We start from the raw sequence: 13,231 nt of genomic DNA, 5'->3' as shown, positions 1-13,231 counted from the left end.
ATGGAAATCACTCTCTCCAAGAGTCTGTTGATCGCAGTGGTGCTCGCACCGCTGTTCGGCAGCATCATCGCCGGCCTGTTCGGTCGTCAGGTCGGTCGCGCTGGCGCGCAGGCGGTCACCATCCTCGGCGTGGCGGTCAGCTGCGTGCTGTCCAGCTACGTGCTGTACATGCTGCTGTGGGGCGGCGCCCAGCCGTTCAACCAGAACCTCTATACGTTCTTCGAAGTGGGCCAGTACTCGGCGCACGTCGGCTTCATGGTCGACAAGCTCACCGCGATGATGATGGTCGTGGTGACCTTCGTATCCTTCCTGGTGCACGTGTACACCATCGGCTACATGCAGGATGACCCGGGCTACCAGCGGTTCTTCAGCTACATCTCGCTGTTCACCTTCTCGATGCTCACCCTGGTGATGAGCAACAACTTCCTGCAGCTGTTCTTCGGCTGGGAAGCGGTGGGCCTGGTGTCGTACCTGCTGATCGGGTTCTGGTTCAAGCGCCCGACCGCCATCTTCGCCAACATGAAGGCCTTCCTGGTCAACCGTGTCGGTGACTTCGGCTTCATCCTCGGCATCGCCGGCGTGTTGTGGGTGTTTGGCACCCTGGATTACGCCACCGTGTTCGCCAACGCCCAGGTGCTGGGCCACCCGGATGCGCTGATCCAGATCTGGTCGGGCACGATCGATCTGTTCGGCACCTCCATCCCGGTGATGAGCGAGCCGGTGATCTGGTCGGTCGCCACCGTGATCTGCATCTGCCTGTTCATCGGTGCGATGGGCAAGTCGGCCCAGGTGCCGCTGCACGTCTGGCTGCCGGACTCGATGGAAGGCCCGACCCCGATCTCGGCCCTGATCCATGCCGCGACCATGGTCACCGCGGGCATCTTCATGGTCACCCGCATGTCGCCGCTGTTCGAGCTGTCGCAGACCGCGCTGAACTTCGTGCTCTTCATCGGCGCCACCACCGCGTTCTTCACCGGCCTGATCGGCATCGTGCAGAACGACATCAAGCGCGTCGTCGCGTACTCCACGCTGTCCCAGCTGGGTTACATGACCGTCGCCCTGGGTGTGTCGGCGTACTCGGCGGCCGTGTTCCACCTGATGACCCACGCCTTCTTCAAGGCGCTGCTGTTCCTCGGCGCGGGCTCGGTGATCATCGCCATGCACCACGAGCAGGACATGCGCAAGATGGGCGGCCTGCGCAAGTACATGCCGATCACCTTCGTCACCATGTGGATCGGTACGCTGGCCCTGGTCGGTACCCCATTCTTCTCCGGCTTCTACTCCAAGGACACCATCATCGAGGCCGCGCAGCACCACGCGCATGTGTCCTCGAGCTGGGTGGCAACCTACGGGTACTGGGCGGTGCTGGGTGGCGTGGTCGTGACCAGCTTCTACAGCTTCCGCCTGCTGTTCCTGACCTTCCATGGCAAGGAGCGCTTCCGCGACGCGCATGATGCCCATGGCGACGGCCATGACGATAAGCACGCCGGTCACGGCCATGACGATCACCACGCCGCTGACGCGCATGCCGCCGACGCCCACCACGGCGACGCGCATCATGACGATCATGGCCACGGCCATGGCGCGCATGAGCCGCACGAAACCCCGTGGGTGGTGACGCTGCCGCTGATCCTGCTGGCGATCCCCTCGATGGTCATCGGTTTCTTCAGCATCGGTCCGATGCTGTATGGCACCGACTGGGCCGGCCACCATGCCGACGCCGCCATCCCGGGCCAGGTGCATTCGTTCTTCACCGGCATCGTTGATTTCTACGACCCGGCGCGCAACACCATCGGTGCGCTGGCCGAAGAGTTCCACGGCCCGGTGGCCTTCGCGATCCACGGCATGATGGCCCCGGCCTTCATCCTGACGGTGGTCGGCTTCCTGCTGGCGGCGCTGTTCTACCTGTGGAAGCCGGAACTGGCCGGCAAGGCCCGCAAGACCTTCGCGCCGATCGTGTCGGTGCTGGAGAACAAGTACGGCTTCGACAAGCTCTGGATCGGCGGTTTCGCCGGCGGCGGTATCAAGCTCGGCAAGGTTTCGCGCGCGATCGACACGAATGTGGTCGATGGTGTGGTGGTCAACGGTTCGGCGCGCCTGATCGATCTGGCGGCCAACCTGCTGCGTCGCACCCAATCCGGTTTCCTCTATCACTACGCCTTCGCGATGATCATCGGCCTGATTGCCCTTCTGGGCGTCCTGATGCATTACCTGCGTTGATGACCTGTACGGAATAAGAAGACGTGTCGAACTGGCCCCTACTTAGTGTTCTCATCTGGCTGCCGATCATCGGCGGTGCCTTGATCCTTGCCATCCGTGATGCCCAAACCGCCCGGTGGGCGTCCCTGGGCGTCGCGGTGCTGACCTTCGTGGCCAGCCTGTCGCTGCTCAGCGGCTATGACACGGGAATCGACGCGCTGCAGTTCGTCGAGACCCGCGCCTGGATTCCCGCCTACGACATCGGCTACAACCTCGGCGTCGACGGCATCGCGATCGCGCTGATCCTGCTGACCACGCTGGTCTCGGTGCTGGCCCTGATCGGTGCCTGGAGCGCGATCGACAAGCGCGTGAACCAGTACGTGGCCGCCTTCCTGATCCTGGAAGGTGTCACCGTCGGTATCTTCTCGGCGACGGACGCGATGCTGTTCTACGTGTTCTTCGAAGCGATGCTGATCCCGATGTTCCTGATCATCGGTGTCTGGGGCGGCCCGCGCCGCATCTATGCCGCGCTGAAGTTCTTCCTGTACACCTTCCTCGGCTCGGTGCTGATGCTGGTGGCCCTGATCTACCTGTACCTGAAGGGCGGCAGCTTCCAGCTGGCCGACCTGTACCAGCTGCAGCTGTCGGGCAAGGAACAGACCTGGATCTTCTTCGCCTTCCTGATCGCCTTCGCGGTCAAGGTGCCGATGTTCCCGGTCCACACCTGGCTGCCGGACGCCCACGTGGAAGCGCCGACCGCCGGCTCGGTGATCCTGGCCGCCATCGCCCTGAAGATCGGTGGCTACGGCTTCCTGCGCTTCAACCTGCCGATCGTGCCGGACGCCTCGCATGAATGGGCCTGGCTGGTGATCGCGCTGTCGCTCATTGCGGTGATCTACGTTGGCCTGGTCGCCCTGGTGCAGGACGACATGAAGAAGCTGATCGCCTATTCGTCGATCGCGCACATGGGCTTCGTCACCCTGGGCACCTTCATCGCCCTGTGGCTGGTGCGTGACGCCGGTAACCCGGACGCAGCCCGCCTGGGCCTGCAGGGCGCGATGGTGCAGATGGTCTCGCACGGTTTCGTGTCCGGCGCGATGTTCTCCTGCGTGGGTGTGCTGTACGACCGCATGCACAGCCGCCGCATCGCCGATTACGGCGGCGTGGTCAACGTGATGCCCTGGTTCGCCACCTTCGCCATGCTGTTCTTCATGGCCAATGCCGGCCTGCCGGGTACCAGCGGTTTCGTCGGTGAATTCATGATCATCATGGCCAGCTTCCAGCGCAATCCGTGGCTGGCACTCGGCGCGGCGAGCACCCTGGTGATCACCGCGGCGTATACGCTGTGGCTGTACAAGCGCGTGTTCTTCGGTGAGGTGGCCAATGCCCATGTCGCCGAACTGAAGGACATCAACGGTCGCGAGTGGCTGGTGTTGGGTGTATTCGCCGTGGGCACCCTTGCCCTGGGCCTGTACCCCAAGCCGCTGACCGACCTGATGGAGCCCTCGATCGCGAAGCTGGCGATGCAGATCGCATCCAGCAAGCTGCTGTAATCGGGCCGTCGAGAGTATTGATTCCAGGATTTGATGATGACCACCTCGCCGCTGTTGCCACTGACCGCCGCTGACCTCCCGCCGCTCGCTCCCGAGCTGGTGCTGGTTGGCAGTGCGTTCGCCCTGTTGATGCTTGATCTTTTCATCAGTGAGAAGAACAAGATCTGGACCCACCTGTTCTCGATCGCTGCGCTGGCGGTCGTGTTCTTCATGCTCGCCACCGGAGTGGGCGGGCAGGGCGAGGTCTTCCACGGCATGTTCGTCCGCGACAACGCGGCCGACGTGATGAAGACCGTGATCGTGCTGTGCAGCGGCCTGACCCTGATCTACGGTTGGAGCTACCTGCGCGAGCGCAAGCTCTACCAGGGCGAGATCCCGGTGCTGATCCTGTTCGCCACCGCGGGCATGATGATCCTGGTCTCGGCCGGCAGCCTGCTGATGGTCTATCTGGGCCTGGAACTGCTGGCGCTGTGCTCTTACGCCCTGGTCGCCAGCAACCGTGAAAACGGCCTGGCCTCGGAAGCGGCGATGAAGTACATCGTGCTCGGCTCGCTGGCGTCGGGCCTGCTGCTGTACGGCATGTCGCTGATCTACGGCGCCACCGGCTCGCTGCACCTGGATGCCATCAACGCGGCCATTCCGCATACCGAAGAGAAGATGCTGCTGCTGACCGGCGCGGTGTTCATGATCGCCGGTGTTGCCTTCAAGCTGGGTGCCGCCCCGTTCCACATGTGGCTGCCCGACGTCTACCAGGGTGCCCCGGCACCGGTCGCGCTGTTCATCAGCTCGGCCCCGAAGCTGGCGGCGTTCGGCATGGCCTACCGCCTGCTGGAAATGGGCGTGGGTCCGCTGGCCGACGAGTGGAAGTACCTGATCGGTGGTCTGGCCGCACTGTCGCTGGTGATCGGCAATCTGATGGCGATCGCGCAGACCAACCTCAAGCGCATGCTCGCGTTCTCGACCGTCTCGCACATCGGCTTCCTGCTGATGGGCATGGCCGGTGGTGGCGAGCGGGGTTACTCGGCGGCGCTGTTCTACGCCCTGAGCTACGCGATCATGTCCACTGCTGCGTTCGGCGCGATCATCGCCTTGTCGCGTAATGGCTTTGAGGCCGAGAAGATCGAAGACTTCAAGGGTCTGAATGCCCGCAACCCGTGGATGGCCGGCCTGGTGCTGTGCATCATGGCGTCGCTGGCAGGCATCCCGCCGTTCCTGGGCTTCTGGACCAAACTGGCCGTGCTTGGCGCGGCGATCCAGGGCGACATGCTGTGGCTGGCCATGGTCGGCGTGATCTGCGCCGTGATCGGCTGCTTCTACTACCTGCGCGTCATCAAGGTCATGTACTTCGATGAGCCGGTGGGTGAGCCGCTGCCGGCCAACAACGACCGCGTGCTGGGCGTGGTGCTGGGCGTGAATGCCCTGGCGCTGCTGGCCCTGGGCGTGGCGTGGAACCCGATCATGGTGTGGTGCCAGCAGGCATTTGCACATATTTCGTAAAAAACGATACAAACGTGCGCAACTCGTGTAATATTCATCTCCTGAGTTGTTGATGCAGCGGTTTCGCGAGAACATCGTTGCTAGGAAGTCCCCCGGGTCTTCCGCACTCATCCGCTTCTGCTGCGGGGTGGAGCAGTCTGGCAGCTCGTCGGGCTCATAACCCGAAGGTCGCAGGTTCAAATCCTGCCCCCGCTACCATATAGCTCCGGTGTAAACCGGAGGCAGTGGACGAATCAAGCGATACCGGAAACGGTGTCGCTTTTTTCCTTCCTGGGTCTGGCGCGCCTTTCACAGCCGATGTTTCAAAGGGGTTGCGCGGGAACTCAAACTCCCTTACAATTCCGCTTCTGCTGCGGGGTGGAGCAGTCTGGCAGCTCGTCGGGCTCATAACCCGAAGGTCGCAGGTTCAAATCCTGCCCCCGCTACCACAGAAAATCTGCAGTGCAGATGCAGTAGACGAAAAGGCGATCTCGGTAACGAGGTCGCTTTTTTCGTTGTGGCATCGCCTGAAATGTTGCCCGCCTTTGCTTGCGACTTCAGTGACTGGCCAGCCATTTCCGTAGGCAGCGGTGTGGGCAGGTTGGCGGGACCATTGGGGCGACATGGATGTCGCCCATGAGCCCCCATGGACGGGTTCACGGCGCGTCCCGCGGACCTGCCTGCACCGATGCCCTCGACGAAAGCCTAAACAGCCCGCCTTCGCTGTTCAGCTTTCCGAATAGAGGCGCCAGTAGCCACCCCAACCATTGCACCAGCGCGGTGCACCGGCTATCATCAGTGGCTTAGCGGACTGTCTACTCATCTCCTGTCAACGGAAATGAACAGGCCCCGCAACCGGCTTCCAGGAACGGCAACCTGTACCCAGGCCGCCGTGACCCCCGGAACGCTGGGCTCGCAGGAACGCACCACGTGCGCATCTGCACCGGAATCCAGCATGACCGGAGTTGTACCGGACAGGGGCCCAACGGGCCCTTTGTTGTTTCCGGAAGGTGGTCCATGCAACGGACCAGACCCGTATTTCTTTTCAACGAATCAAGGCCGACTGTGAGCGACAAGGCAACCGAAATCGCGAATCTGCTCGCCCCCACCGTTCAGTCGCTGGGTCTCGAGCTGCTGGGCGTGGAATATCTGACCGCCCCGGGTGGTGCCACGCTGCGTTTGTACATCGACGTGCCGCTGGCCGAACAGCCCGAGCGCATCGTCAACATCGACGACTGCGAACGCGTCAGCCGCGAAGTGTCCGCCCAGCTGGACGTCGAAGACCCGATCACGGCGAATTACACGCTGGAAGTGTCTTCGCCGGGCGTGGACCGCCCGCTGTTCACCGGCGACCAGTTCGAGCGCGCCATCGGCGAATCGGCCAAGGTGACGCTGAGCCTGCCGCAGGATGGCCGCCGCCGTCTGCAGGGCGAGATCCTCGCCGTGGATATCGAACAAGGCACGGTCACCTTCAAGGTCGACAATGCCCCGTTTACCGCCGACATCGACAACATCGACAAGGCACGCATCATGCCGGACTGGGCCGCCCTCGGCCTGGCTCCGACCAAACCGACTGGCCCGGCACCCAAACAGGGTGGCAAGGCGAACAAGAAACCATCCAACGAGCAGGCGGCCAAAAAGCCGCGGGCGGAGTGAGCCAATGAGCAAGGAACTTTTGCTGGTAGTGGATGCGGTCGCCAACGAAAAAGGCGTCCCGCGCGAAGTCATCTTCGATGCCATCGAGGCAGCGTTGGCTTCGGCTGCCAAAAAGCGTTACCCGGAAGAAGAAGTGCTGGCCCGTGTGTCGATCGACCACAAGGACGGCAACTACGAAACCTTCCGCCGCTGGGAAGTGGTGGCCGATGACGTGGTCATGGAGTCCCCGGACCGCCAGATCCGTCTGATGGACGCCATCGATGAAGCCGACGGCGTGGAAGTCGGCGACTACATCGAAGAGCAGATCGAAAACCCGGACTTCGGCCGTATCGCCGCACAAGCCGCCAAGCAGGTGATCGTCCAGCGCGTGCGCGAGGCCGAGCGTCAGCAGGTGGTCGATGCGTGGAAGGATCGCGTCGGTGAACTGGTCACCGGTGTGGTCAAGCGCGCCGAGCGCGGCAACATCTATGTGGACCTGGGCGGCAACGCCGAGGCCTTCATTCCGAAGGACAAGGGCATTCCGCGCGACGTACTGCGCGCTGGCGACCGCGTGCGCGGTTACCTGGCCGAAGTTCGCTCCGAACCGCGTGGCCCGCAGCTGTTCATCAGCCGCGCCGCCCCGGAATTCATGATCGAACTGTTCAAGCTCGAAGTGCCGGAAGTCGGCCAGGGCCTGGTCGAGATCAAGGCCTGTGCACGTGATCCGGGCGACCGCGCCAAGATCGCCGTGCTGGCCCACGATTCGCGTACCGATCCGATCGGTGCCTGCATCGGCATGCGCGGTTCGCGCGTGCAGGCCGTGTCCAACGAGCTCAATGGCGAGCGCGTGGACATCGTGCTGTGGAACGAGAACCCCGCCAACTTCGTCATCAACGCGATGGCGCCGGCGGAAGTGCAGTCGATCATCGTCGATGAAGAAAAGCACTCGATGGACCTGGCCGTGGCGGAAGAGCGCCTGGCCCAGGCGATCGGCAAGGGCGGCCAGAACGTCCGTCTTGCCAGCCGCCTGACCGGTTGGCAGCTCAATGTGATGACCCAGGACCAGGTGACCGCCAAGTCCGAGGCAGAGCAGGGTGTTGCCCGCCAGCTGTTCATGGACAAGCTGGAAGTGGATGAAGAAATCGCCGCCATCCTGGTGACCGAAGGCTTCAACACCGTGGAAGAAATCGCCTACGTCCCGGTCGGCGAACTGCTGGCCGTGGAAGGCTTCGACGAAGACATCGTCGAAGAGCTGCGTGCCCGTGCCCGCGATGCGCTGCTCAACGAAGCGCTCGCGGTGGAAGAAGGTCTGGAAGACGGCTCGCCGTCGGAAGACCTGCTCGCCCTGGAAGGCATGGACGAGGCAACTGCCTACGCCCTGGCCGGTCACGGCGTGCGTACCAGTGAGGACCTGTCGGACCTGGCCGCCGACGAGATCCTCGAGTTCGGCATCGAGGACATGGACCAGGAGCGCGCCGCCGCCCTGATCCTTGCCGCCCGAGCCGAGGAGATCGCCCGCCTGGAGCGCGGCGAATGAGCCAGCGATGAACAGTGCCCTGACCCGCTCAGGGCTTAGACTCCGCGCTGCCTTCGCACGTTTCGAGGGAGCGCCAACCAGATCATAGGATCCGAATGTCGCAGCAAACCACCATCCGCAAGCTTGCCGAACTGGTCAACACCCCGGTCGATAAACTGCTCGTACAACTTGCCGAAGCCGGCATGAAGTTCAGCGGTCCCGACCAGGTCGTGACCAGTACCGAAAAGGTGAAGCTCCTGGGCTTCCTTCGTCGCTCGCACGGCAAGACCGAGCAGCCCGTCGAGAGCACCGACGAAGCCGCCAAGAAGATCACCCTGAACCGTCGCAAGTTGCAGGAAGTGACCGTCAGTGCCGGCCGCAGCAAGACGACCGTCAACGTGGAAGTGCGCCAGAAGCGTACCTACATGAAGGACGCCAGCGGCAAGCCGATGACCGCGGATGAGGAGCGCGCCGACATCCTGCGCAAGCTGGAGGAATCCCGCCAGCGCAATCTGGACGAGCAGCGCGCACTGGCCGAGAAGGACCGTGCGCGCGACGAAGAAATCGCCCGCAAGCGTCAGGAAGAAATCGACGCCAAGGAACGTGCCGAAGCCGAGCGCAAGGCGGCCGAAGCCGCTGCTGAAGCGGCCAAGAACGCACCGCCGGCCCCGGCTGCGGCCAAGCCGGCTGCTGCCGATGCACCGGCCCGCAACGCGCGCCCGGCTGCACCGTCGGCTGCCCGTCCGGCACCGCGTTCGGACGATCGCAACTCGAACAACAACAACAACCGTCCGGGCGCCAAGCGCGATGACGATGGTGGCAACCGCTTCGCCGGCCAGCTGCATCTGTCGGCCGCCGATCGTGCCCGCCGCGGCAACAACAGCAACTCGCGCGGTCGTCCGACCGGGCGCGTGCAGCACGGCAGCCGCCGTGACAGCAACCAGTCGCGCAGCGGCGGTGGTGCCCATGGGTTCGAACGTCCGGTCGCGCCGATCGTGCGTGACGTCACCATCGGCGACACCATCACCGTCGCCGATCTGGCCCAGAAGCTGGCCGTCAAGGGCGGCGATGTGGTCAAGGCGCTGTTCAAGATGGGCGTCATGGCGACCATCACCCAGACCATCGACCATGACACTGCCGCGCTGGTGACCGAAGAACTCGGCCACAACGTGATCCGTGCCAACACCAACGACGCCGAAGACGCGCTGCTGGCGCTGGCCGGTGGCAACCAGGGCGAGCCGGTGGCACGTCCGCCGGTGGTCACCATCATGGGCCACGTCGACCACGGCAAGACCTCGCTGCTGGATTACATCCGCCGCACCAAGGTCGCCACGGGCGAAGCCGGTGGCATCACCCAGCACATCGGTGCGTACCACGTTGAAACGCCGAAGGGCGTGATCAGCTTCCTGGATACCCCGGGCCACGCGGCGTTTACGTCCATGCGTGCCCGCGGTGCCAAGCTGACCGACATCGTGGTGCTGGTGGTGGCGGCCGATGACGGCGTCATGCCGCAGACCAAGGAAGCCATCCAGCACGCCCGTTCGGCGGGTGTGCCGCTGATCGTGGCGATCAACAAGATCGACAAGTCCGGTGCCGATCCGATGCGCGTCAAGAACGAGCTGCTCACCGAGCAGGTCGTCTCCGAAGATTTCGGTGGTGACGTGCAGATGGTCGAGATCTCGGCCAAGGCCGGTCTGGGCATCGACGACCTGCTGGACGCGATCTCGATCCAGGCTGAACTGCTCGAACTGAAGGCCGTGGCCGACGGTCGCGCCACCGGCGTGGTCATCGAGTCCTCGCTGGACAAGGGCCGTGGCCCGATCGCCACCGTGCTGGTGCAGCAGGGTTCGCTGAAGAAGGGCGATTACCTGGTGTGCGGTATCCAGTACGGCCGTGTGCGCGCCCTGTTCGACGAAACCGGCGCACAGCCTGACCAGGCGGGCCCGTCGATTCCGGTGCAGGTGCTGGGTCTGTCCGGCGTGCCGGATGCCGGTGATGACTTCGTCGTGGTTGAAGACGAGCGTCTGGCCAAGGACGTTGCGCAGCAGCGCGAAACCAAGCGCCGTGAATCGCGCCTGGTGCAGTCCGCGGGCAGCCGCATGGAAGACATCATGGCGACCCTGGGCAAGGGCGATGGCCAGCAGGTGCTGAACCTGGTGATCAAGGCCGACGTGCAGGGTTCGGTGCAGGCGCTGAGCCAGGCACTGGTCGCGCTGTCCAACGACGACATTCGCATCAACGTGATCCACTCCGGCGTGGGCGGCATCACCGAATCGGACGCCAACTCGGCGGTTGCCTCCAAGGCCACCGTGATCGGCTTCAACGTGCGTGCCGACGCCTCCGCGCGTCGCATCATCGAGTCCAACGGTGTGGACCTGCGTTACTTCTCGATCATCTATGACGTGATCGATCAGGTGAAGCAGGTGGCTTCCGGTCTGCTCGGCGTGGAAATCCGCGAAGAGATCATCGGTATCGCCCAGGTCCGCGATGTGTTCCGCAGCTCGAAGTTCGGTGCGGTCGCAGGCTGCATGATCATCGAAGGCACGGTGAAGCGCAGCAAGCCGATCCGCGTCCTGCGCGACAGCGTCGTGGTCTTCGAAGGCGAGCTGGAATCGCTGCGTCGCTTCAAGGAGAACGTCGAAGAAGTCCGCAACGGTACCGAATGCGGTATCGGCGTGAAGGCTTACAACGACGTCAAGCCGGGTGATCAGATCGAGTGCTTCGAGCGTATCGAAGTGCCGCGCACCCTGTAATGTTCCAGGCCGGACCGCATCGCGCGGTCCGGCTTTTTCGCTTACGCATCACCCTTCAAGACGAGTCCGCCTACCGTGCCAAAGACCTTCCATCGAACCGACCGTGTTTCCGCCCAGATCCGCCGCGAACTGGGGACGCTCGTGCACAACGCCGTGCGTGTACACGGCCTGCCTTCGGTGAGCGTCTCCGACGTGGAAATCACCCGTGACATGGCGCATGCCAAGATCTTCGTCACCGCGCTGATGCCCGAACGTTCGGTGGAGGCCATGAAAGGCCTGAAGGAATTGGCCTGGGAGCTGCGGATGGAGCTGGCGCGGGCGATGAAGCTGCGCCATGTGCCCGAGCTGCACTTCCACTACGATGATTCGGTGGATCGCGGCGAGCGCATCGACAACATCCTGCGCGATCTGCCCGATACGTTGGCGGCAGAGAAGAGCCGGCAGGGTGATGATGGCGGCGAAGACGACGAAGGCGAAGGCGAAGACGCCGACGAAGGCGAAAAGAAAGCCTGATGGACCAACAGCCCGAAAGGGCTGTTGTCTTATGGGGCGGGGCCTGTCGCAGTGCGACCGCTCCGCCGGAGGCCGGATTGACCGGCAGCGCCACACGGCGCCGTTTTGAATTGAATGCATGGCACCCCGAATTTCATTCCGCCGCCTGGATGGCATCCTGCTGCTCGACAAGCCGACCGGCATGAGCTCCAACGCGGCCCTGCAGGTGGCCCGCCGCCTGTACCGCGCCGAGAAGGGCGGCCACACCGGCAGCCTGGATCCGCTGGCCACCGGTCTGCTGCCACTGTGCTTCGGTGAAGCGACCAAGATCGCGGGCCTGCTGCTCGGCTCGGCCAAGGCCTATGACGCCGAGGTGGTGCTGGGCCAGACCACCGATACCGACGATTCCGATGGCACCGTGCTGCGCGAGCGCCCGGTCCCGGCCATCAGTGCGGCCGAACTGGAGGCGGCGCTGGCACCGCTGCGCGGTCGCATCCGCCAGCGCGCCCCGATCTACTCCGCGCTCAAGCAGGGCGGCGAGCCGCTGTACCTGAAGGCCCGCCGTGGCGAGGCGATCGAAGCGCCGGAGCGCGATGTGGAGGTCCACGCCCTGGAGGTGCTGGCGCAGCAACCGACCCGGCTGTCGCTGCGGGTGACCTGCGGTTCAGGCACCTACATCCGCAGCCTGGCCCGCGATCTTGGCGAGACGCTGGGCTGCGGCGCCCATATCGCCGGCCTGCGCCGGCTCTGGGTGGATCCCTTCCGTGAGGCACCGATGGTCACCCTGGAGACCCTGCGCGCCTTGGCCGAGCAGGGCGATGAAGCCGGCATGGAGGCCCTGCTGCTGCCGCTGGACGCGGGTCTGGCCCATTACCCCCGGGTCACGCTGGACGACGAGCAGACCCGTCGCTTCCGCGTCGGGCAGCGGATCCGGGACGCCAGCTGGCCGCAGGGTGGGGTGGTGGTCTTCGGCCCGGCGGAGGCAATCCAGGGCCTGGGCCAGGTCGACGAGACCGGTCTGCTGGCCCCGCAGCGCCTGTTCAACCTCTGAGCGAGCGGGCCGGGCACCACCCCGGTCCTTGTTCCGGACGCCCGCGGACGTTACAATTCCGCGGCCTTTTCAGGCTTCCCGCGTTCTGCGGGTTCATCCTTTCGTTAACGGCGAGTCGCGCGGTACGTCAATGGGACGTTTCTGCGGGCCACGCATCCAAGAGAAAACAGATATGTCGATCGACACCCAGAAAGTCATTGAAGACAACAAGCGCAGCGCGGCTGACACCGGCTCCCCGGAAGTCCAGGTCGCTCTGCTGACCGCCCGCATCGAACTGCTGACCGGCCACTTCAAGACCCACAAGAAGGATCACCACAGCCGTCGTGGTCTGCTGCAGATGGTCAACCGCCGCCGCAGCCTGCTCGACTACCTGAAGAAGAAAGACGCTCCGCGTTACAAGGCCCTGATCGAAAAGCTCGGCCTGCGTCGCTAAGCACGAACCCCCACCGCGGCGCAGGAATGCGCCGCGGTTTTGTTTTGGCAGTACCGCATCAAACGTATGGGCCGGACAACCGGTCACCCGTCGGCGGCAAGGGTCGCCCGCGGTCCATTGAAG

9 protein-coding genes and 2 tRNA genes are annotated in these 13,231 nt (G+C 64.0%); all 11 read left to right on the top strand.

Annotated features, from left to right (window positions below; all coding sequences use genetic code 11):
• The 11 genes from nuoL (at position 1) to rpsO (ending at position 13,108) form a co-directional block, all read left to right on the top strand.
• Complete coding sequence (nuoL, locus tag AC06E9_RS01390; protein ID WP_478055356.1) at positions 1 to 2,220, top strand: NADH-quinone oxidoreductase subunit L; 2,220 nt, start codon at positions 1 to 3, stop codon at positions 2,218 to 2,220.
• Positions 2,221 to 2,243: 23 nt separating this feature from the next.
• A complete protein-coding gene (locus AC06E9_RS01385; protein WP_282260951.1) occupies positions 2,244 to 3,752 on the top strand; it encodes an NADH-quinone oxidoreductase subunit M in 1,509 nt (502 codons plus the stop codon).
• Between the two features lie 36 nt (positions 3,753 to 3,788).
• Complete coding sequence (gene nuoN, locus AC06E9_RS01380) at positions 3,789 to 5,249, top strand: NADH-quinone oxidoreductase subunit NuoN (RefSeq protein ID WP_176989302.1); 1,461 nt, start codon at positions 3,789 to 3,791, stop codon at positions 5,247 to 5,249.
• A gap of 121 nt (positions 5,250 to 5,370) precedes the next feature.
• Positions 5,371 to 5,447 (top strand) — tRNA-Met (locus tag AC06E9_RS01375).
• Positions 5,448 to 5,600: 153 nt separating this feature from the next.
• A tRNA-Met gene (locus AC06E9_RS01370) sits at positions 5,601 to 5,677 on the top strand.
• 616 nt (positions 5,678 to 6,293) lie between these two features.
• Positions 6,294 to 6,884: a ribosome maturation factor RimP gene (gene rimP / locus AC06E9_RS01365; protein WP_123730641.1), complete on the top strand. Its 591-nt coding sequence runs from the start codon at positions 6,294 to 6,296 to the stop codon at positions 6,882 to 6,884.
• 4 nt (positions 6,885 to 6,888) lie between these two features.
• A complete protein-coding gene (gene nusA, locus AC06E9_RS01360) occupies positions 6,889 to 8,400 on the top strand; it encodes a transcription termination factor NusA (RefSeq protein WP_121038394.1) in 1,512 nt (503 codons plus the stop codon).
• 95 nt (positions 8,401 to 8,495) lie between these two features.
• Positions 8,496 to 11,132: a translation initiation factor IF-2 gene (gene infB / locus AC06E9_RS01355; RefSeq protein ID WP_259261443.1), complete on the top strand. Its 2,637-nt coding sequence runs from the start codon at positions 8,496 to 8,498 to the stop codon at positions 11,130 to 11,132.
• Positions 11,133 to 11,207: 75 nt separating this feature from the next.
• Entirely contained in the window at positions 11,208 to 11,645 is a 438-nt protein-coding gene (rbfA, locus tag AC06E9_RS01350) for a 30S ribosome-binding factor RbfA (protein ID WP_478055353.1), read from the top strand.
• Between the two features lie 118 nt (positions 11,646 to 11,763).
• A complete protein-coding gene (truB, locus tag AC06E9_RS01345; protein WP_461770129.1) occupies positions 11,764 to 12,675 on the top strand; it encodes a tRNA pseudouridine(55) synthase TruB in 912 nt (303 codons plus the stop codon).
• A 172-nt stretch (positions 12,676 to 12,847) separates the two neighbouring features.
• Entirely contained in the window at positions 12,848 to 13,108 is a 261-nt protein-coding gene (gene rpsO / locus AC06E9_RS01340; RefSeq protein ID WP_038687260.1) for a 30S ribosomal protein S15, read from the top strand.
• Positions 13,109 to 13,231 lie beyond the last annotated feature (123 nt).

Source organism: Stenotrophomonas sp. Steno-Z10-BAI, from assembly GCF_056393115.1.
Note: the sequence above shows the minus strand (reverse complement) of the source record. Positions and strands in the feature narration are given on the sequence as shown.